The following is a 21355-nucleotide window of genomic DNA, read 5'->3' on the forward strand; positions in this document are numbered from 1 at the left end:
ATCAAACTGCCCCACATCCCCAAACTTGGGATGTGGGGCTAAGGCGAAACGTTTTGCAGGTACCCTCTTGAGCGAGTAGGGGCGAAGCATTCGGGCAACATGGTTTGCCCTGTTTGAGAGCTATCTGCCGAATGCTTCGCCCCTACGCAATGCATCGGTTGCCAGTTATTGCTGTAAATCTGATGGGAGACGCTGCTATCTCCCATCAAGTTTTATGACATTTAGTTTTCGGCCAATAAGATCACGACATCTTGAGGCGCGAACGTAATGAGCTGATCTTTCTGGGGGTTAATTACAACGCCGTAGGATCGTGCCATATTGCTAGCGTCCGCCTTACGACGATAGCCAATAGCCGATTCTCCCCGTTGTCTGGCCGCTTCGACGACGGTGTAAAAAGTAACGGGGCGATCGATTTCAACATAGTCTTTGACAGGCTTGAGGTAAATTTCTGACCCGTCTGCATTAAACAAATCTGTAAACACCGCATTCAGACTTTTTTGTTCAGCGACCTGTGCCAACATGCGGCTAATAATTTGTTCACTGATCACAAAATCATCCGGGCGCGCCACTTGAGCTAACGCCTGGTTCCGCACATCTAAAATCTCGGTAACGATTTGAAAGTCGTGATGGCTGCGATTGGCAACATCCCGCAAATACAGCAATGTCACCAGGGTTTGGGCATCAGACTGCTCCGGTTCAAGGTTGAGGTCGCACAAGACAACCACATGATTATATTGAGTTAAGTTCAGATCGTTGATCAGATTTCGATCGGTTGGATCTCCCTGTCGATAGCGCACTGTTTGTTGTTTTAGCTCAAGCGTTTCTTTCGATAAATCAACCTCGGTTTCTGGAAATTGAGCAACGACTGTCACAGTGGACGCAGGCGCAACATATTGATCCAGTTGCTGAATGATGTCAGAGACGCGATCGTTCCAACCCAAAATCAACGTGTGTTCTGCGTTGGCAACCCCTCTTTCTTGAAGCTGAATGGCTTGATAATCAATGGGAGGATCTGCCTCATTTGAGAGGCGAATTGTATCATCATCCTCACTGATCACAATCAGTTGTTCGCCTGCTTTCAGTTCTGTGTCGATAGGCGGATTGAGTTGAATTGCACCGTCTGAATATTTGATGCCAATGACCGTGGAAGTGTTATACGACAGCAGGGCATGACCATATGATTTTCCTTGTAAAGCGGGTTCTGCTTTGAAGTAAATTTCATTGCCGCTGAAGTCTAGCAAATCCATGTAAACAAGCGACAAGCCGGACTGACGGCAGGTTTGAACGACAATGCGTGAAATTAAATCACTGGTTAGCAAGACCTCGACTTCGTCATGACCAATCAGCTCGATAATATCAAGGCTTTTGGAGTTCTGTACTTGAGCGACGATGTGATAGGGCTGGGGAACCGATCGCGCAATATTGGTGATGGCGAGCAGGGTTTTGACCAGTTGAGCATCTGCCCGTCCATGTGATGGAGCCAAGACGATGATGGAGCGTGCCGCTTGAATGTTGACCATGCCCAAGTCGGCCATGTTGCTGGGGCTACCTGTGCGGCAAACTAAGCGTACGCGAGGACGCTTACCTAGCGCGTCAATCAATGCCATTTCCATCTGCACTTTATCTTCTTCGCTCAGGATGACGATGCAGGTATCCGATCGATTGGCATTGGCGAGGGCTAGCTCTGAAATCAACGTGAAGACCTGAAGTGACCAGCCCAAAATGACGATGTGATCGGTTTCAATGACGCGAGAGCGGCCTTTCCGCAGGTCGTCTAGTTTGGTATCAATGCCGCTGCTAAGGACACCAATCAGGGTGCTAATCACAAAGATGCCGCCAAAGGTGACTAAGAGCATGGCGATGCGAAATGACCAACCTGCATCACCGCCCATAGTTCCGGCATCCAGAGTTCGCATCAGCACTCCCCAAATCGCTTCAAGCGGATTGAGGCGATCGCTGCCGTCTGGTGCAATGCCAGCCACACTCACCAGAAGACCCATCAATACAATAAATGCCAGAGATGCTAGTGCCAACCCGCTTACAAGAGCAATGGTGCCTCTGGACATGAAGTTGTCAAACTTGTAGCGCAATCGATCTGCAACGGCCAGTCTATCCATGTCGATACCAATTCCTGTGCGGCTGTGACGGTGATTTCACCTTCCAAGAGGGTGTAATAAAGTATTCCCGGCAGAGGTGTTGTTTCCACGCAGTACAGCGAATTGTTGAAGCTTTGTAATACTCGGTCTGGCTGAAATGTGGCGGTTGATGATGCGGATAGAACGTGCTGAGGGGCGATCGCCAACCTGCCAACTTGCAGCTAGATATTGGCAATTAATGCAAGATGCTTGAAAAACACCGATTTGCCCGATACACCTTTAGGGGCGAAGCATTCGGGCAACATGGTTTGCCACATTTTAGAGGTATCTGCCGAATGCTTCGCCCCCACGCAATGCATCGGTTTCCAGTGGGGGGCAACGATCGCGCAATGAAACGTTGAGCAGCATGAATGCCCTGAATAATATCTACAAATGCAACATCCCGATCGTCTCAGCGGGTTACAGGCTTTGCATCATGCAAACAAGAAAACCTCGAGCGCCTCTTCTGGCATGCGTCACGTTCTAACCACTGGAGTAAAAAATCAGTTGGTTGAATTTTAACCTTTGGCAGACAGTTACATAGAATGCTGATTCTGTTGCTAATTTCGCTCTGGAGAAGGAATAGCAAGCCGCATCCGGCATATTTAGTGATGAACTGGTGACATTGGCGATCGCCCCATCCCTCTGAAGCTCCATTTCAAGCCTAATTTCTGGCTTTTCTGACCTCAGGAAGATGCAAGTCAGTCTTCCGAAGAGGAACCTATCTGTAGCAGCATTTAGCTTTCGAAATCTTTGTGTTGCAGTTCGCACAACTCAGGAGGGCTTGTGTGAACTTTTCAATCTTAAAGGGGACGAGTCATGTTTGAAACGACATCAGGAATAGCGAGGCTGTGGCTCGGGCGGTTTGAGTTGGCGCAGGTTCCAGTAGCGCCAACCGTGGCTAGTCCTGAGGAGGCGTCAATCGTGTTTTCAGGACCTCAGTTTCTGATTGCGCTCATTTCTGGAGTACTGTTAGCGTTTGCAATTCAGTTTTTGTTAACCAATCTTTCCGTTGCCGCTGGCATTTCCTATCTGGGACGCTCCTCTGGAGATTCCAATAGCGACAGCAGTTCCGACGGCTTTGGAGAAACGATCCGTAAAATTGGTGTTGGTGTTGGTGTTTGGACACTGATCACCGTCAGTATCGCTTTATTTGTGGCTTGCTTCCTGGCGATTCAACTTAGCTTGTTGGTCTCTCCAGGGTTGGGTGCAATCACAGGATTAGTTATCTGGGCTGCCTATTTTTCGCTGTTAGTTTGGTTTAGTTCAACCACGGTTGGCTCTCTAATTGGCTCGGTCGTCAACACGGCAACCGCAGGGTTTCAATCGATCGTGGGCACGGCTGCGGCTGCTTTTGGAGCAAGAGCGGTCAATCGTGAGGTGGTTGCTACAGCGGAAGCAGCGGCAGCGGCAGTACGGCATGAACTGGGTACAGGGATTGATCCTGGCAGTATTCGAGAATCGGTTGAAGATTATATTCAGCGGTTCCGGTTGCCAGAGCTGGACTTTTCGCGCATTCGTCGCGACTTTGAGAATTTGCTCAACGATCCAGAAGTGGCAGCCCTGGCTGACAATGACGGGCTGCAAAATATCGATCGCCAGACCTTTGTGGATTTGGTGAGCCGTCGCACCGATTTTTCTAGAGAAGAAGTCAATCGGCTGGCCTCGCTGCTAGAAAACACCTGGCGGCAAACACTGGGTCGCCGTAAGACCAAAGACCAGACCTCTGAGCTAATCGACTACTTGCGATCGGCACAGCCGGGACAGGTTCGCTACGACGAACTCAACGCCAAACTCGATCGCGTCATTGAAGAAAACCGCCGTCTGCGCGAAACGCAAACCAAGCAGGCCGATCAGTCAGAGTCGGGCGGAGGTATGCAAAGCACAGTGCAATCGGGTTTGCTTACCCTGACCAGTTTGTTGATGGGGCGCAGCGATCTATCCGATGTCAATATAGAGCGCATTTTAGAGCGCATTAAAATGGCGCAAGGGGTCGTTTCCGGGCAAGCCGATAAATACCTGAGTGCGGCTAAAGGTGAAGAACCCCGCCAATCGTATAGCACCGTTCGGGCTGATATTGAGAACTATTTGCTCAACGCCTATTCCTGGCAGATGACTCCTCAAAGCCTCGATCGAGAGTTTCAAAACGTGTTGTACGATGCGGAAGCAGATCCGGCCTCCGTTCATCGGCAGTTGATGGAAATCAATCGCGCTGACTTTGTGGATATTCTGACATCGCGGGGGCTGTTTACCCAGGACGAAATCAACCGACTGGCTGACCAGATGGAAAAGATTCGTCGGGATGTATTGGCGGTTGCACGTGGTGCCGAAGAGCGAGAAGCCGCATTTGATTTGCGTCGTCGTGTTGAAACCTACCTAACCCTCACTCCTAAAGAGCAACTGCTGACCACGCAAACAGACGGCACCCTGAGTGGGTTCAAAGCGCTGTTGGAAAATCAGGATGTTGACTACGACACGATGAGCTTGCGGTTAACCACATACGATCGCGAATCATTGCGTCAGGTGCTTGCCCAACGGCAAGACCTAACCCCTACAGAAGCAGAGACTATTCTCAATGCGCTAGAAGCCACTCGTAATCAGGTGCTGCATGAGTCTCAGGCGCTTGACCAGCAGTTGAAACAGCGGGCAGATGACTTACAGCAGCGGGTGGAAGGCTATCTGCGGAGTACGGGTAAAGATGAACTCAACCCCGAAGGCATCAAGCGCGACCTGCAAATGATGCTATCCGATCCGCAAACCGGGCTGGCTGCCCTGCGGTATCGTGCTTCTAACTTTGACCGGGAAACGTTTGTGCAACTGCTGAAGCAGCGAGGCGACACCAGCGACGAGGAAGCAAATCGGCTGGTGGATCAGGTGCAGTCGAACTGGAACGCAGTCTCGAATTCGCCTCAGATTCTGGCATCAATGGCGAAAGAGCGGTATGACCAAACCACAACGGCGATCGCCGATTATCTGCGCCGCACCAACCTGGAAGAGTTGAATCCGGCTGGAATTCAGCGCGATCTAAGAGTGTTGTTAGACGACCCGAAGGAAGGCACTATTGCCCTGCGGCGACGGTTATCCCATGTCGATCGTGAGACCCTGGTACGGCTGTTGAGCCAGCGAGGCGATTTGACAGAAGATCAAATTAACCGCTACATCGACCAGCTCGAAGATGCCATTCGTCAAATTGTGAAAGCGCCGCGCCGCATGGCTCTGCGAACGAAACAAGCCGTTGTCGATTTTGAATCTAGCCTGGAAGAGTATCTGCGGAATACCAACAAGGCTGAGCTGAACCCAGAAGGGATCAAGCGTGACCTGCAACTGCTGATGCAGAACCCGAAAGCAGGGATGGGCAACCTGGGCGATCGCCTTTCACAGGTCGATCGTTCTACGGTGGTAGCGCTGCTGGCTCAACGTCCAGATATGTCGCCAGAAGAGGCTGAACATGCCGTGGCTCAGTTTGAGTCGGTACGCGACCAAATTTTGGATCAGTTCCGCCAGGTGCAATATCGTATTCAGGGAGCGATCGATAGCGTCTTCGATCGCATCCGCGACTACTTGAACTCGCTGGAACGCCCCGAACTGAACTACGAAGGTATTAAACGCGACATTCGCACGCTGTTTGACGATCCTCAAGCCGGATTTGAAGCACTGCGATCGCGCCTGTCTCAGTTCGATCGGGATACTCTAGTTGCGGTCATCAGCTCGCGTCCTGATATTTCCGAAGCCGATGCTAATCGCATGATTAACCAGATTGAGGGCGCTAGAAACAGCGTTCTGCAACGGGCAGAGCGGATTCAAACGGAAGCGCAGCGTCGAGTAGAAGAGGTAAAACGGCAGGCACAACGGCAGGCCGAAGAAACCCGTAAAGCGGCAGCAGCAGCGTCTTGGTGGCTGTTTGCAACGGCTCTGGTTTCGGCAACTACTTCAGCGATCGCTGGAGCGCTCTCGGCTTTGGCTTAACGAGGCGGAATCCCTGAGCTTTAGTCCTTGAACCTTCCTCCCAGGTCTGATCACCTGGGAGGTTTTTTGTCGTTGCGTTAACCAAACCTCAAATCTGGTGATTGCCAGATGGCGTATAGTCTTGCCCCTGGTTCATTAAAATAGATGCACCCCCCGTAAAAGATGCCTTGAGGCAATGGCTCTCATCAGCCTGAAGCGGGAGGGAATCGTTACTAGCAGGATGACATGGTCAGCACCGATCGCCCACCCCAACGACGGTTTAACGTTTTGCAGTGGATTACCGTCCTTGTTGGGGCACTGCTGCTGTTTGATCTGGTTACATTTCTGTTGGCAGAGCGGCAGTGGTTTCAAGAACTGGATTATTTACAGGTGTTTGCAGTGCGGCTACGAACCCAGGGTGGCCTGGGTTTATTTGGCTGCTTTACCAGTTTTGGCTTTTTGCTCAGTAATTTAGTGCTGGCTCGGCAGCATTCCCACGGCGAGCCTCCTGCGGATGGCGATCGCCCCTTCTCGCCAGGACGGATGAGCTTGAGGCTGCTGCTGCCATTAACTTTTTTACTCAGCTTCACCATTGGCATGATGCTGATCTACCACGGGCAAATCGCCGTCAGCCATTGGCATCCCAATCTGTCGCTTTACAACTCAGCCAGTACGCCCCTACCCTTACGGTTTCGGCCTCAGGCCATTTGGCAGATCGCGCAACAGTTTGTCTCATCCCCTGAGGCGGTTCCGTTGCGGAACGACAACGTCACCTATTCGATGTTGCAGTTAGGACGCTGGCTGGTGTCTCCCCTGGTGCAATTGGGTGTGCTAATTCTGTTGGCGATCGCAATCCTGTTTTTTCCGCAGGTGATGCTGGGTGCGATCGCCCTTCTAATGAGCCTGGGGTTTGGGCTGGTGCTGTCTGAACATTGGACCGAGATTTTACCCTACTTCTTCCCCACCTCGTTCAACCTGGCCGAGCCGCTGTTCGAGCAAGACATCGGCTTTTATGTGTTTCGCTTACCCCTGTGGGAATTGCTGGAATTTTGGATGGTGGGGCTGTTTGTCCTCACGTTGCTGTCGGTGAGCTTAATCTACTTGTTGTCCGGCAATAGCCTCAGCCAGGGACGGTTTCTGGGGTTTTCATCGCCTCAGCAGCGGCACCTGTTTGGGCTGGGTGGGATGGTGATGCTGGCGATCGCCCTCAGCTATTGGCTCGATCGCTACGCGTTGCTGTTTTCCAGGCAGGGGGTATCCTACGGAGCCAGCTTTACCAATGTATTAACCCAACTGCCTGTTTATACCTTCCTCAGCATTGCGGCACTGGTGCTTGGGTTAGCGATGCTGTGGCGCACAATGGCGTGGCGTCGCAAGGGGCTGAAGCGTCGAGGCGATCGCTCCTCCGTGGCTCGCAAGTGGGCGTTTCCTATGCTGCCTACCCTGTTGGGTCTCTATCTGTTGACGGTCATCATCGGCGGATTGGTCTTGCCTGGAACGGTTCAGCGGTTAATTGTGCAACCCAATGAACTGGAGCTGGAACAGCCTTACATTACTCGAACGATCGCCCTCACCCGACAGGCGTTTGACCTGGAAAAAATCGACGTGCAAACGTTTGACCCACAATACGACCTCACCTACGACGATATCCTGGCGAATGAGCTAACCGTTAACAACATTCGCGTCTGGGATAAGCGGCCTCTGCTAGAAACAAACCGACAGCTTCAGCGCATTCGGCTTTACTACGAGTTTCCCGATGCCGATCTCGATCGCTACACGCTGGCTACCGCAGATGGCGGCACCGAACTACGGCAGGTTTTAATTGCAGCCCGAGAACTGGACTACAACTCCATTCCGGCGGAAGCCCAAACCTGGGTCAACAAGCATTTGATCTATACGCATGGCTACGGATTTACCCTCAGCCCGGTGAATGTGGCGGGTGAAGGGGGACTACCCGATTACTTCGTTCAGGGCATTGAACAAATCCCCAGCGATCCTCAAATCCAGGCCAGCATTCCCATTGCCTCACCTCGCATTTACTATGGCGAATTGACCAACACCTATGTCATGACCCAGACCACGGTGCGAGAGCTGGATTACCCCAGTGGCAGCGACAACGTCTACAACTCCTACGACGGGCAGGGCGGCATCAGGGTTGCACCGTGGTGGCAGCGGTTGCTGTTTGCAAAACATTTGCGCGACTGGCGGATGCTGTTGGCCGAAAACTTCACCTCCGATACGCGGGTGCTGTTTCGTCGCAATATTGGGCAACGGGTGCGATCGATCGCTCCCTTTTTACGCTTCGATCGCGACCCGTATCTGGTGGTTGCTAATACGGGCGAGGAGCTAGAAGGCGGTCTGGCATCACCCAGCTATCTGTATTGGATCATTGATGCTTATACCACCAGCAATCGTTACCCCTACTCTGATCCATTAGGCAACGACTTTAACTACATCCGCAACTCGGTCAAGGTGGTGGTCGATGCCTATAACGGCACGGTCTGGTTTTATGTTGCAGACGAACGCGATCCGGTCATTGCCACCTGGAGCCGCATCTTTCCGGGGATGTTTCGATCGCTCAATGACATGCCTGAGACGCTGCGAACCCACATCCGCTACCCGCCCGACTTTTACCTGACACAATCTCAACAGCTCATGGTCTATCACATGACCGAGCCGCAGGTCTTCTATAACCGTGAAGATCAATGGCGTGCGCCTAATGAAATTTATGCGGGTGAGCCACGGCAGGTGGAGCCGTATTATTTGATCTTGAGCCTGCCCGATGAACCCAACGAAGAATTTATTCTCTTGCGTCCGTTTACTCCAGTGCAGCGCAACAACATGATTGCCTGGTTGTCGGCTCGTTCCGATGGGGAGCAATACGGCAACATGCTGCTGTATAACTTTCCCAAGCAGGAGCTGGTCTTTGGCCCCGAGCAGATTGAAGCTCGGATTAACCAGGACCCGGTGATTTCTCAACAAATCTCGCTGTGGAACCGCCGGGGAGCCAGTGCCATTCAGGGCAACTTGTTGGTGATTCCGGTGCAGCAATCGTTGCTTTACGTTGAACCGCTGTATTTAGAAGCCGATCAGAACCAGCTACCGATTCTGGCACGGGTGATTGTGGCCTATGGCGATCGCATCGTCATGGCCGAAACATTGGAACAGGCGCTAGAAGCGGTCTTCCTGCCGGAGGATTCTGCCACACCTGCGATTATTCGTTCTCTGGAGCAAGAGCCAGTTGAGTCGCTAGAGTAACGGCTTCAACTGTTTTCATTGGGCGATCGCGCCATAATGCGAGGAGTCATTTAATTGATTGCACAGGATGACGCACGCTGCACCAGTGATTGGCATTACTACCTATGGTCGCAATGAGGCAGGCGAATTTTGCCTCTGGGGCACTTATATTGACGCGGTGCGGTCTGCCGGGGGAATTCCCCTACTCTTGCCGCCCGGTGAGCCGCATCTAGACCAGGTGTTGTCGCGGGTGGATGGCTTAATTTTTGCGGGTGGTGGCGATATTGACCCGACCCACTACGGCGGCGAGGTTCACCCCACCCTTTACAAGCTGGATGCCGAGCGCGATCGCTTTGAACTGGCTTTAGCAACAGCCGCCCTACAACACGATCTGCCGCTGCTTGGCATTTGTCGAGGGGCGCAGGTGTTAAGTGTCGCCAGCGGCGGCAGGCTAATTCCCCATGTGGTTGATGTGTTTGGGAATGATGTGGTGCATCGAGTCGCGCAGTCTCAACACACCCATCATTGGGTGAACGTTCTGCCCGATAGCCGCATCGCCAGGATCGTCGGCGTGACAACGATGGAAATTGTGTCGTGGCACCACCAGGCTGTAGAAAGCGCCCCCCCCGGCTGGCAAGCCGCTGCCTACGCTGCCGATGGCTTAATTGAAGCCCTGGAACACATCCATCATCCCTGGGCGATCGCCCTTCAGTGGCACCCTGAAATGTCTGCCAGCTACGATCCGCTGCAACAGCGGATCTTTCATGCCTTCATTGCGGCGGCGCGATCGCGTGATCTGGCGATCGCGCCTACCCAGGATTGACCCAGGCTGACCAGCCCAAACCCGCTGCCTTAGCTTCTATGCTGGCCGGATTCCATGCTGGCCGAATTCTAATCTGCCAACAGCCCTAACACAAACCAGTACGTCTCATTTTCGATCAGGATATAAATACCTAAACCAATTAGAACAAACGGAACCACGGCATTGCCATACTGGGTGAGCATCTTTGCCAGTTGCGGCTGACGAATCAGGCGATCGGCGGCTAAACATAGCACTCCCATCATCAAATAGAACGTGATTAAGATGATGCCAAGGCTGCTAACATCACTGCTGGCAAACAGCGGCAAGTAGATGCCAATGTTATCGCCACCGTTGGCAACGGTGACAGCCGCCACTTGATAGGTGTTGGGGTTGAGCAAGCTCATCAAAAAGCCTAAACCGGGCAGGTGGGCAAACTGTTGCCGTCCTGTCTCTGTAACGGTTTGCACCTCATCTTCATCGTCTCGATCGAGTCGAAACAGTTGATAAAGGCCGATCGCAATCGGCAATAGCCCAACGAACCCAATCCAGCTTTGTGGAATCAGCAGGCGGCCAAAAAAACCGGGCAAGCTGAGTAACACAATGGCCGTGAAACCCAAATATTGACCCGCAAAAACGTGGCGACGGCGAAATGAGTGGCTGGCTTGAGAAAAAAACAGCAGCAGAATCACAATGTCATCCAGGTTAGTGGCGACAAAGGCCGTGATTCCGGTGATTCCATCCTTGAATAGCTCAATCACGATGGTAATGACAGCGGCAGCGCAACGTTATCTGCTGTGCCGATTATTGCAGGTCAGTCGGTTGTGATCCAGAAGTAATCTGCGATCGCCTCTCCCGAATCCGTGAGCGATCGCTCGGACTGCACGGCTTCATCTGGGTTCAGCAAAATCGATCGCTGGTTAAAGTCTTCATCATTTGCCATGCGCCGCTCAACCCGGTTGGGAATACCGTAGTCGTAAACAATATGCCCCTGTCCGGCTAAAACCACGACTTGATAGCCAGAATTTGCCTGGAGAAACTCGGCAACGCCTGCTGCCATCGTTTCATCCCACAGCACTTGTGCGGCAAAAAAGTTTTCAAAGTTGCCGCTGTTGCCGTGACCCGCATGGCTCTCGAAGATGTCTTGTAGCATCTGCCGATATTCGCTGGGGTCGGTGCGAATCTCGGTGGCAGCAGGCACCCATTGGCGATCGGCCTCAGTCAGGCTTTCCAGCCCTTCCCGTGCCACCCGACGCGTTACCTCTGTTGGGGTGTTGAGAGCAATGACGGGTAACTGGTTCTGTTTAGCAAATTCTAGAATCGGCAGGTAATAGTCCCAGGAAAAGCCCCAGCGCTGATCGTACTCGCTGCGTTGGCGCAGTTCTGTGGCGGTGATAGTTCCGGCTAAGTATTGATCGATCGCGTCCTGATAGGGTCGCTGAAACATCTCCATTGCGATCGCCAACTGCGGATTTTGTTGGTGCAACTGCCGGATGATTTCAAGCTGTGCGTCATGATCTGCCTGGCGATCGTGCGTTTCCCCCAGGTACACCACATCCATCCGGGCTAAGCCGTCTAAGACGGTCTGCACATCCTGTGGTTGCGAGTCCTGTGGACTGACGATGACTTGGGCACAGGCGGAAGATGCCCAAAACAGCAACAGCCCGATCGACCAGGCACATAGCTTTAGTGTTTGTTTCATGCCCTTATTATGAAGTGTCAATTGGGAAATACTACCCCCTGCTGTTTGTTGAATATAACTCCTGACCAGATGGCACCAGAGGAGGGTTATAAGGGGCTAAATGTGACGCAAACGGTTTATATCATGTCTTGCGCTAACCGCATCTTTATGGTTGTGCGAAACCTTGAAGAACCTCGTGACCCCATGCAGAATGTAGAGCTAGTATTGCGATCGGGGTACTTTGTTCTTATCCCGATCGCAATTTGTCATGTTTTCGATCTATATCCTCACGTACAACGAAGAGATTGATATTGCAGCTTGCATCGAATCGGCAATGTTGTCTGATGATGTGGTTGTGGTTGATTCATGCAGTGTCGATCGCACCGTTGAAATTGCCAGCCGTTATCCGATTCGCGTCGTGCAGCACCCGTTCGAAAGCCACGGACGGCAGCGCACCTGGATGTTAGAGAATGTGCCGCCCAAACACGATTGGGTTTACATTTTAGAAGCCGACGAGCGCATGACTCCATCCCTGTTCCAGGAAAGCCTGAACGCCATCCAGAGCGATCGCTACGTAGGTTACTATGTTGCAGAACGCGTCATCTTCATGAACACCTGGATTCGCCGCAGCACTCAGTATCCTCGCTATCAACTGCGGTTGTTGCAACATGGCAAGGTCTGGTTTAACGACTATGGGCACACCGAACGGGAAGTCTGCGAGGGCGAAACGGGCTTTTTAAGCGAAACCTATCCCCACTACACCTGTAGCAAAGGGTTAAGCCGCTGGCTGGAAAAACACAATCGCTATTCAACCGATGAGGCGATCGAAACCCTCAAACAGCTAGAAAACGGCTCGGTGAATTGGTACAACCTGTTTTTTGGAGCATCTGAGGTCGAGCGTCGTAGAGCCTTGAAAGATCTCTCCTTGCGGCTGCCGTTTCGCCCACTGGTGCGATTTTTCTACATGTATGTTTTGCTAGGAGGCTGGCTAGACGGGCAGGCTGGCTTTGCCTGGTGTACATTACAGGCATTTTACGAGTATCTGATTCTTCTCAAGGTCTGGGAGATTCGGCATAGACCTTCAGCCACCGTAGAGGTAGCTCCCTTTGCCTATCCAGAGCAGGCCGTTTCTATGAGACGCAAAAGGGGCTAATTGACCCTCAAACGGTTCCCTTTTCTGGCTGGCCGCAAGGGCTAAGCACTCAGTGTTGGGGGCTTCCGAGCCAGTTCTAGTTTAAAGTCTCCCAGAATTGGAAGAGTTGGGGGCGAATGCAGCCCATTTGCTCCGTTGCAAAGAGTCTCTTAGCTCGAATCAGAGTAAATCGCTTCCTGCTGGCAGGAGTGCCGTCGCGTTGAGCGCTCAACGCGACGGCATGTCAAATTCGAATGTCAAGTGCGATACTAATTACTAAGCTCGTTTAAACTTGAGCGGAGGCAATCTGCATAATTTGCCCCAGCGAATCACTTCACCTTGTCCCTCCAGGTGAGTTATTATCTTGAAACATTTCTTTACAAGATTTAAAACTAAGGAAAAGCATAGAGATATTATTTTTGGGCTGTCGTTGTTCCTCAGTCAGGGTAAAAGATGCTCCTCCAAAGTGCAGTAACGTCCCATTTATGTCGATCGGCTCACCTTTCTGGATGGTGCCACTGATGCCTTTACGGCGCTTATCAGTGCTGACTAGAAGGCTACCTGGCCAGAGACGGCGTTCTTTTCCCTACGGCAATTACAGGAGAGTAAGCTATCTGTGCTCCAACGCTTTAAGCAAGACCTCAAAAATGACTTAATTGCAGGCTTGTTAGTGGTGATTCCGCTAGCAACAACCATCTGGCTGACGATCACGATCGCCAGTTGGGTGATTCGGTTTTTAACCAAAATTCCCAAGCAGCTCAATCCGTTCAACGACCTGAATCCCATTCTGGGTAATTTACTAAACCTGGCCGTTGGTCTGGCTGTGCCGCTGCTGTGTATTTTGCTCATCGGCTTGATGGCGCGAAACATTGCAGGGCGATGGTTGCTGGATGTGGGTGAGCGGTTACTGCAAGCCATTCCGTTGGCTGGGTCAGTCTACAAAACGCTAAAACAACTGCTTGAAACCTTGCTTAAGGACTCGAACAGCAAGTTTCGCCGCGTGGTGTTAATTGAATATCCGCGCAAAGGCATTTGGGCAGTTGCCTTTGTGACCGGTACGCTGAACCCTCAAATTCAGGCAGCCATGACGGGGAGTATGCTCAGCATTTTTGTGCCCACCACGCCCAATCCCACAACGGGCTGGTATGCCATTATTCCAGAAGAGGAAGTCGTCAATCTTTCCATTTCGGTGGAAGATGCCTTCAAGGTGATTATTTCCGGTGGGATTGTTGGCCCGACTGGGAGTAGCGCTGCCAGCAGCGTGAACCTCGATCGCAAACTAGAACCCGCCCTGGACAAACCATTGCCCGACGTGAAACGACAGTCCTATTCGGTCGTCCCAGCCGAAGAAGACTAGATATTTAGCCCCATAAGCCTCGTTGAGATAGTGATCCCGCTGCCCACTCTGTTTTCAAACGGTTGACGCTGTTTCTAAAGCGGTTTGTCATTCCGATAAACAGACTGCTAGGATCACCAGGATTGCTCTGAACCTCGCCAATTTAATCTGCCATGAAAGCTCGCCGAATTGCCCGTGAACTGGCTCTTTTAAGCCTTAGCCAACTTCCTGCTAATCAGGAAAAGCTGCAAGCACAGCAACTACAGAATTTGGTTTTAGCCTCGATTCGAACTTTGACTGCTGAAGTTCAGGACACGATAGAAACCGCATCGGCGGAGCTAAACCGAGGGAGCGATCGCCTCTTGACCAGTCAAACTCGGGCGGCGGATATCCAGAGCGCCAGAGCTATGGTACAGGACGCGATCGAACTGACCCAGACCGCGATCAATCGACTGGGTGCAGCGCTGGAGTTGCCCGAAGTGGTACAACTCTCAAATCAGCAAGAAGTACGCAACTATGCGCTGGAACTGTTGTCGCTGGTGCAGCAGCGTCGCACCGAACTGGATCAGGTGTTAAACCAGGCAATGGTCGATTGGCAGATGCATCGACTGGCTCGTATCGACCAGGACATTTTGCGGCTTGCCTCGGCGGAAATGATGTACCTTGGGCTGGATTCCCGCATGGCAATTAACGAAGCGATCGAACTTGCCAAACGATATAGTGACGACGAAGGCCATCGGTTTATCAACGGGGTGCTGCGTCGAGTGAACGACAAGCTGAAAGCTGAGTCGCTGGCCTAACCCGCTCTTTCCCCGTGCGGGTGTTGATGGCAAAACAGACAGGTTGTGTTGTTCAGCCCCAAACTCTGACGAACAGAGCTAACGGTCTGTGCCAATTTTTCTCTAAAGTGTAGACAGTACGTGAGCTAGAGTTTTTCGATCGCAGTCTTAGGTAAGGTGTATGTCTCCCTTTAATTGGTTCAACCGCAAACACAACGAGCCGGCTAAAGAGCCTGAAGTAGACTCTAATCAAGAGCCCCAGGTAGAGCCTGATGTTACCCCTGCTGAATCGACCGAGCCTGCCGAACAGCCTCCAGCGATCGCCGAAGATTACCTGACCTGGGCAAAGGCTGCGTACCAAAACATCCAGAAGCGACAGCAGCAAGAGGTGGTCGCACCTGAAGCAGAAGCACCTGAAGCACCTGCAACCGACTCTCCCGTTGAGGCGGCAGTTGAGGCGGCGGTTGAGGTGGGCGAAACGCTGACGGAACCAGAACCCACCCCAGTGGCGGCCATCAGTCCAGTAGAAGCGGCTCATGCAGCGGTGGAAGCCCCCGTGGAATCAGATGAGGCGATCGCCCCACCGGCGATAGAGGAACCTTTACCTGAACCAGAAGTATCTGAACCAGAAGATCTATCTGAGCCAGTCACCGTGGATGAGACGGCTACAGAAGCGGAAGCAGTACCCGAACTGACCGAGCCAGCGGAAGCCGTTCCAGAACCCGATGTTGCACCAGTTGCAGCGATTGAGGAAACGCTAGAGGCCGCTGAACCTGCCGCACCGCTGCCCTTTTGGGCACGAGCCGAAGCCGAACGACAAGAACGGCTAGAGCGCATTCGCGCCGAGGCGATCGAAGCGGTTGAACCAGAGGTCGTTCGCCCTGCGACGGCTGAACTAGAAACAGCCCCCGATTTAACCGGGATTGAGTTTGACGAAAACTTCCTGTGGTCAGCAGAGGTGCTGGCGGCTCAAGGGCGGCGGCCTGAGGATGTTTCGGTAGAAGAAATTACCTGGCTGAAGCGGTTGCGCCAGGGCTTAGACAAAACCCGACGCAATCTGGTTAACCAACTGCGATCGATCGTAGGACAGGGGCCGCTCAATCAAGATGCCGTGACCGAGATCGAATCGTTGTTGCTGCAAGCAGACGTGGGCATTGCGGCGACCGACTTCATTATTGAATCCTTGCAGGCCAAGCTGCGCCAAGAAGCGCTACCGCCCTCTGAGGCGATCGCCTACCTCAAGCAGATTTTGCGCGGAATGCTCGACAAACCGCTAGAAACCTACAGTCCCACTTTTACCCCCGAAAAAGACACCCTCAATATCTGGCTAATGACCGGGGTGAATGGTGCAGGAAAAACCACCACTATCGGCAAAATTGCCCACATTGCCAAAAAATCGGACTATACCTGCCTGATCGCTGCGGCTGATACGTTTCGCGCCGCTGCCGTGGAACAGGTCAAAATTTGGGGACAGCGGAGCAACATTGAGGTCATTGCCAATCCGGGCAAGAATACTGACCCTGCGGCGGTGGTGTTTGATGCGATCGCGGCAGCCCAATCGCGCGGTACGCAACTCTTGCTGGTTGACACAGCAGGACGATTGCAAAACAAGAAAAACTTGATGGATGAGCTGAGCAAAATTCGCCGCATTATCGACAAAAAAGCGCCCGATGCGAAGGTAGAGTCGTTGCTGGTGCTGGATGCCACCCTGGGGCAAAACGGATTGCGGCAGGCGGAGGTCTTCTCGGAAGCGGCTCAGTTGAGTGGGGTGGTGCTCACCAAGTTAGACGGCACGGCCAAAGGTGGCATTGCGCTTGCGGTCGTACAACAGCTTGGGTTACCCATCCGCTTTATTGGAGCCGGAGAGGGCATCGAAGATTTGCGTCCGTTCTCCAGTTACGAGTTTGTTGAAGCCTTGCTGAACGGGTAGAATGCCTGGTTCAGCCAGGGCGATACACTGCACCGGGGGTATGGTCGGGTTGAATCTCAATCACTAGATTCACATGAGCCGCATCGTGCAGCATCGGGGCAATGAACAACTCAGGATGGAGCGATCGCCAAAAGTATTCCACAAACCGATCGACTTCGGCCTCACTCATTCCTGCCCGTCCCGATGCCATCATCTGTTGTTCTGCCTGGTTGCGCCATTGCTGGCTAAGACGATAGTCTACCGGATGCAGCACAATCAGCCGATCGAGCAGGTGCCACAACGGTTGATAGTCTTGTAAGTTGGCGTTGACCGTTCGAGCGAAGGCGCGATCGGCCTCGGTTTGAATGGGAGGGGGGGCGGTGGCAAACACGGCCGGATCAACCGGACGCACGCCAACAAACCAGCCTTCAAACAGCACGATATCGGCACCCTGGACGAGTTCCGGTTGGGTGCGATCGCCTGCTCCGCCCCAGGCTGATTTGTCGAAGCGGGGAAGTGCTACCGGGTCGAGGCGATCGGCTTGCCGCAGTTGGTGTAATACCGAGAGTCCCAGAGCCACATCATGCGTTCCTGGAGGGCCTCGCCAGCAGAAGCGTGGGTCAACCTGCTGAAGCTGAAGCCGCTCGGTATAGGTCTTGTATAAATCGTCTATCGACAGAGAACAAATCCGTAGCCCCAGATGGCGGAGAATGAGCGACAAAATTTGAGCCAGCGTTGTCTTTCCGGTGCCCTGCCCTCCCAAGATTCCTTGAATCATCGGTCGCTGCAACGGGTGCTGCCACCGCACCAACTGACACGCCAGCGGTAGCCAGATCTTCCAGAGAGTGGGTAAGGGGTAATGATGCCAGCCCATGTGCTGACACAGTTGAATGAAATCGGGGTAAATCTGCTGCAAAAGGCGCGATCGCTCGTCCAGTTCTGCGGCGATCGTGTCGGGCGTGAGGCCAAATGCCTGCACCGTTGATGTATCAGCCAGCAGTCGTTCGGCTAACCACTGCTGCACCGACGGCGTTAGCGGTTGCCCTGCGGCGATCTGCTCTAGAATCTGTTCTAACGATGGCATAGTTGAGCCAGACACAATCAATTGCCCTAGCTACCAATTTTGAAAGCTTCGACAAACATGCCATAGATTAGCCCCAGTTTGATGGCATTAATGGTTTCTAGCAATAGCGATCGCGCTCGTCCGGGGGTTGCGTCTGTTCCTGGTTGCCGCCGACGGTAAACCACCCAACTGGTGCATTCGGTGAGAAACACCAGGATGATGGATACCAGGATGTCCCAATCTGCCGTTTGTCCTGCTGTGGTAGAAACGGCGGTTGCCAGAAAATTGCCAAACAGGAGGCCGATAATGATAATTGAGAGCCGCCGCCACGGATTTCGCATCCAGCGTGTAGACTGATCCAACGTCACATCGACCAGGCCATTCAAACGGGTATTTTGCATGATTCAAACCGCGTTATCAATAGTGTTCAGGATGTTTGGGGCGAAATGAATTTGAGAAGATATCCGCTCTTAGCAAAGCTCGTTTCCCCCTAGAATGAAACATATCGCAAGCCTGGAATAGGTGAGTGATTCTGCTATAAAAGCGCTTAAATTTCAGTTGAAATGGAAACCCAAGATTGCATTCACTGTCTAGAGTAGACATACAGACGTATGTGGGAGCAGGGTAGATTGACCAAGGATATGAGGCTGAAATTATATCCTGCTGTGATTGGGGTGTTGACGCTAGGTGCCGTTGCCTTCCTCGCGTCGCGCTTAGAATTCACAGTGGTTGAACCAGGGACTCTACCAAACGACCCTGCGATCGATGCCCCCAGACCGTCTGCCGTCGAGCCTTCTCTTCAGCGATCGCCCACGGCAGCACCCTCTGTTGCCACCACACCCGCCGCAACGCCCAGTGTGCCGCCATCCCCCACAGCAACGCCCGCAGACCAGGATACCGCGCTCGGTTCCACTTCAACCGCCACCCGGCAAGGAAAACTGCGAGTGAGCAACACCACGAACCATCCGGTTCGCGTTGCCCTCTTGCCTCAAGCTAGTGCCGCTGAGTCTTCCTATGGCGAACCTGTCCATTGGGATTTTGCTCCGGGTGAAGGTAGCCAGAAGGGGTTAATTTTGTCGTTGCCTGATGGGGAGTTACAGCTTAAAACGGGCGACATCGTTGTGATCTTTGCCCAAGATGGCTCTCGCCGCTACTGGGGACCCTATGTATTGGGGCAAACGGCAATGCCCACCTGGAATGCCGATACAACAGAGTGGCAACTGCTGTTGCAACCATAACCCTACGCCTGCGGAACTGCGATCGCCCTGCACATCGTCATTCAACTTACTTAGGGTTCGCAACAACGCAATTTCCAGTAAAGTAGGGTCTGGATACATTGGGACACAGCAAGCTGCCTAAACGGTCAACAGTAAGCGATTGAGATCCAACATGAAGATGCACGATCGGCTGTTTATCGTTCAGAGCTTAGCGTCCATCGCGTCTGTTTGTATGACTGCCACGTATGACCATAAAGTCCATCAACGTGTCATCTGTCAGTGAGTGATTACCCCTACCAGAATTCCATGAACTTGAGGATCGATCGCCCGATCAAGTATCTGTCGGAGCAGTGGGAAAAGCAGCCAATTGTCGCTTGGATACTATCCATGATGTGGGTGGGCTTCATTGGTTGGCTGGCCTTTGGCTGGCACCTGGGCAGCATTGGCCTGGTGGATGAAACCGAGCCGCTGTTTGCCGAAGCGGCTCGCCAGATGACCGTCACCGGAGACTGGATTACTCCGTACTTTAATGGAACCACGCGGTTTGATAAGCCGCCGTTGGTTTACTGGTTAATGGCGATCGGCTATCAAACTATTGGGGTAAACGAGTGGGCTGCTCGGTTGCCGTCGGCTCTGGCTGCGATCGCCCTCACCGCGATGGGGTTTTATACACTCCGCTATTTTGGCTTTCCGACCCCGGCTGCCGCTCAAGCGGTCGAATTGGATGAGAACAGCACACGGCAACAACAACAGCAGCGGTGGTTGGCGGCCTGGATTGGCGCTGCTTTAATTGCGCTGAACCCGCAAACGATCGTCTGGGGTAGAACTGGAGTTTCAGATATGCTGCTGAGTGGCTGTATGGGAGGGGCGCTCTTTGCCTTTTTCTGCGGCTATGCCCAGCCCCACCAGCGCCAGCAGCAAACTCGGTGGTATCTGGCTTTCTACGGTTTGTCTGCTCTGGCTGTCCTCACCAAAGGCCCGGTTGGCATTATCTTACCCGTGTTGGTGATTGGCACATTTCTGCTGTATGTGGGCAACCTTCGCCCCGTGCTGGCTGAGATGTATCCTCTGCGGGGTGGCCTGTTGTTTCTGGCTATAACGCTGCCCTGGTATATTTTGGTAATTTTGGCGAACGGCCAGGACTATATTGATGCCTTCTTTGGCTATCACAACTTTGAGCGGTTTACCAGCGTGGTGAACCACCATGCCGCACCCTGGTATTTTTATTTTGTCGTTGTGCTGGTGGGCTTCTTGCCGTGGTCGCTGTTTCTGCCCGTGGCGATCGCCCGTCTGCGGTTTTGGCAACTGGCTCACTGGCGGCAGCAGCCACGCTCTGCCCACCTGGGGCTGTTTGCAGCCGTCTGGTTTGTCGTCATCTTTGCCTTTTTTACGATCGCCGTTACCAAGCTGCCCAGCTATGTGCTGCCGCTGCTGCCCGCCGCTGCTGTACTGGTGGCGCTGATGTGGAGTGACCAGATGGGGCGATCGCGGCTCGATCGGGGTATTCTCATCAGCAGTGTGATTAGCGTTGGGGTGATGGTTATCCTGGCAGGAGCCATGCTGTATAGCCCAAACTGGATGGGCGACGATCCGGCAATGCCCGGTTTGCCCCAGGCGATGCGGCAGACTGGCATCCTCAAGGTGGGCTGTGCCATTTGGCTGCTGGCTGCCGTTGGAACGGCAATTCTGCTGGTGCGCCGGCAGGGGCGCTGGGTGTGGAGTACGGTGCTGGCTGGATTGATGGCTTTTGTGGCCTTTACCGTGATCCCGGCCGGGTTTGTGCTGGATGTGCAACGGCAGTTGCCGCTGCGCCAGTTGGCCGCCCTCATGGTACAGGCAAAGCAGCCTGATGAAGCCCTGGTGATGGTTGGCTTTCAAAAGCCAAGTCTGGTATTTTATGCCAGACAGCCCGTGCTGTATTTGTCGCGATCGAAGGGAGCGTTGAACTCCATTCAAGCCGACCAGCCCGACTTAACGGCGGTTCTAGTGATAGGTTATCCAGAGAAATTAGACGATCTAGAACTACAGCCTGCTCAATACAGCGCGATCGCCGCCGCAGGAGCCTATGCTGTGATTCGAGTGCCGCTCCCAGTGGAGTAGGGGGAGCCAGGGGAAGGGGCGC

General features: G+C 53.0%; 14 protein-coding genes. 9 read left to right on the forward strand and 5 right to left on the reverse strand.

What is annotated here, in order from left to right; translation table 11 throughout:
• Nucleotides 1–221: 221 nt before the first annotated feature.
• Nucleotides 222–2117 (reverse strand): NAD-binding protein, encoded by a 1896-nt coding sequence (locus IQ268_RS07285; RefSeq protein ID WP_193877018.1) that lies wholly within the window; start codon nucleotides 2115–2117, stop codon nucleotides 222–224.
• 837 nt (nucleotides 2118–2954) lie between these two features.
• On the opposite strand from IQ268_RS07285, the gene IQ268_RS07290 reads away from it, so the two are divergent.
• The 3 genes from IQ268_RS07290 (at nucleotide 2955) to IQ268_RS07300 (ending at nucleotide 10140) form a co-directional block, all read left to right on the forward strand.
• Nucleotides 2955–6101 (forward strand): MFS transporter, encoded by a 3147-nt coding sequence (locus IQ268_RS07290; RefSeq protein WP_193877020.1) that lies wholly within the window; start codon nucleotides 2955–2957, stop codon nucleotides 6099–6101.
• Nucleotides 6102–6326: 225 nt separating this feature from the next.
• The gene (locus IQ268_RS07295) at nucleotides 6327–9338 is read left to right on the forward strand and encodes a UPF0182 family protein (protein ID WP_193877022.1); all 3012 of its coding nucleotides are present in this window, start codon (nucleotides 6327–6329) and stop codon (nucleotides 9336–9338) included.
• A gap of 67 nt (nucleotides 9339–9405) precedes the next feature.
• Nucleotides 9406–10140, forward strand: coding sequence for a gamma-glutamyl-gamma-aminobutyrate hydrolase family protein (locus IQ268_RS07300; protein WP_193877024.1), 735 nt, complete (start codon nucleotides 9406–9408; stop codon nucleotides 10138–10140).
• A gap of 68 nt (nucleotides 10141–10208) precedes the next feature.
• Here IQ268_RS07300 and IQ268_RS07305 read toward each other — a convergent pair whose 3' ends face one another.
• Both IQ268_RS07305 and IQ268_RS07310 read right to left on the reverse strand, forming a co-directional pair.
• Entirely contained in the window at nucleotides 10209–10877 is a 669-nt protein-coding gene (locus tag IQ268_RS07305; RefSeq protein WP_193877025.1) for a cadmium resistance transporter, read from the reverse strand.
• Between the two features lie 53 nt (nucleotides 10878–10930).
• Nucleotides 10931–11818, reverse strand: coding sequence for a ChaN family lipoprotein (locus IQ268_RS07310; RefSeq protein ID WP_193877026.1), 888 nt, complete (start codon nucleotides 11816–11818; stop codon nucleotides 10931–10933).
• A 247-nt stretch (nucleotides 11819–12065) separates the two neighbouring features.
• Between IQ268_RS07310 and IQ268_RS07315 the strand changes: the two genes are divergently transcribed.
• The 4 genes from IQ268_RS07315 to ftsY all read left to right on the forward strand — a co-directional run bounded on the left by IQ268_RS07315 (nucleotide 12066) and on the right by ftsY (nucleotide 16974).
• Complete coding sequence (locus IQ268_RS07315; protein WP_193877027.1) at nucleotides 12066–12950, forward strand: glycosyltransferase family 2 protein; 885 nt, start codon at nucleotides 12066–12068, stop codon at nucleotides 12948–12950.
• 595 nt (nucleotides 12951–13545) lie between these two features.
• Entirely contained in the window at nucleotides 13546–14286 is a 741-nt protein-coding gene (locus tag IQ268_RS07320; RefSeq protein WP_193877028.1) for a DUF502 domain-containing protein, read from the forward strand.
• A gap of 152 nt (nucleotides 14287–14438) precedes the next feature.
• The gene (nusB, locus tag IQ268_RS07325) at nucleotides 14439–15065 is read left to right on the forward strand and encodes a transcription antitermination factor NusB (protein ID WP_193877040.1); all 627 of its coding nucleotides are present in this window, start codon (nucleotides 14439–14441) and stop codon (nucleotides 15063–15065) included.
• 160 nt (nucleotides 15066–15225) lie between these two features.
• Nucleotides 15226–16974, forward strand: coding sequence for a signal recognition particle-docking protein FtsY (gene ftsY, locus IQ268_RS07330; protein WP_193877042.1), 1749 nt, complete (start codon nucleotides 15226–15228; stop codon nucleotides 16972–16974).
• Nucleotides 16975–16984: 10 nt separating this feature from the next.
• On the opposite strand, the gene IQ268_RS07335 is transcribed toward ftsY, so the two are convergent.
• Together IQ268_RS07335 and IQ268_RS07340 are read right to left on the reverse strand one after the other, a co-directional pair.
• Nucleotides 16985–18037 (reverse strand): glycerate kinase, encoded by a 1053-nt coding sequence (locus IQ268_RS07335; RefSeq protein ID WP_193877044.1) that lies wholly within the window; start codon nucleotides 18035–18037, stop codon nucleotides 16985–16987.
• A gap of 26 nt (nucleotides 18038–18063) precedes the next feature.
• Nucleotides 18064–18417, reverse strand: coding sequence for a DUF565 domain-containing protein (locus IQ268_RS07340; RefSeq protein WP_193877046.1), 354 nt, complete (start codon nucleotides 18415–18417; stop codon nucleotides 18064–18066).
• Between the two features lie 240 nt (nucleotides 18418–18657).
• On the opposite strand from IQ268_RS07340, the gene IQ268_RS07345 reads away from it, so the two are divergent.
• Both IQ268_RS07345 and IQ268_RS07350 read left to right on the forward strand, forming a co-directional pair.
• Nucleotides 18658–19254: a hypothetical protein gene (locus IQ268_RS07345; RefSeq protein ID WP_193877047.1), complete on the forward strand. Its 597-nt coding sequence runs from the start codon at nucleotides 18658–18660 to the stop codon at nucleotides 19252–19254.
• A gap of 285 nt (nucleotides 19255–19539) precedes the next feature.
• The gene (locus IQ268_RS07350) at nucleotides 19540–21333 is read left to right on the forward strand and encodes a glycosyltransferase family 39 protein (RefSeq protein ID WP_193877048.1); all 1794 of its coding nucleotides are present in this window, start codon (nucleotides 19540–19542) and stop codon (nucleotides 21331–21333) included.
• Nucleotides 21334–21355: the final 22 nt, after the last annotated feature.

This window comes from Oculatella sp. LEGE 06141 (assembly GCF_015207605.1).
Lineage (GTDB): Bacteria > Cyanobacteriota > Cyanobacteriia > Elainellales > Elainellaceae > Oculatella.

Excerpts from the sequence above, each read along its gene's own strand:
- IQ268_RS07285 (WP_193877018.1), bottom strand. The coding sequence starts at position 2,117 with ATGGATAGACTGGCCGTTGCAGATCGATTGCGCTACAAGTTTGACAAC.
- IQ268_RS07290 (WP_193877020.1), top strand. The coding sequence starts at position 2,955 with ATGTTTGAAACGACATCAGGAATAGCGAGGCTGTGGCTCGGGCGGTTT.
- IQ268_RS07295 (WP_193877022.1), top strand. The coding sequence starts at position 6,327 with ATGGTCAGCACCGATCGCCCACCCCAACGACGGTTTAACGTTTTGCAG.
- IQ268_RS07300 (WP_193877024.1), top strand. The coding sequence starts at position 9,406 with ATGACGCACGCTGCACCAGTGATTGGCATTACTACCTATGGTCGCAAT.
- IQ268_RS07310 (WP_193877026.1), bottom strand. The coding sequence starts at position 11,818 with ATGAAACAAACACTAAAGCTATGTGCCTGGTCGATCGGGCTGTTGCTG.
- IQ268_RS07315 (WP_193877027.1), top strand. The coding sequence starts at position 12,066 with ATGTTTTCGATCTATATCCTCACGTACAACGAAGAGATTGATATTGCA.
- nusB (WP_193877040.1), top strand. The coding sequence starts at position 14,439 with ATGAAAGCTCGCCGAATTGCCCGTGAACTGGCTCTTTTAAGCCTTAGC.
- ftsY (WP_193877042.1), top strand. The coding sequence starts at position 15,226 with ATGTCTCCCTTTAATTGGTTCAACCGCAAACACAACGAGCCGGCTAAA.
- IQ268_RS07335 (WP_193877044.1), bottom strand. The coding sequence starts at position 18,037 with ATGCCATCGTTAGAACAGATTCTAGAGCAGATCGCCGCAGGGCAACCG.
- IQ268_RS07340 (WP_193877046.1), bottom strand. The coding sequence starts at position 18,417 with ATGCAAAATACCCGTTTGAATGGCCTGGTCGATGTGACGTTGGATCAG.
- IQ268_RS07345 (WP_193877047.1), top strand. The coding sequence starts at position 18,658 with ATGAGGCTGAAATTATATCCTGCTGTGATTGGGGTGTTGACGCTAGGT.
- IQ268_RS07350 (WP_193877048.1), top strand. The coding sequence starts at position 19,540 with ATGAACTTGAGGATCGATCGCCCGATCAAGTATCTGTCGGAGCAGTGG.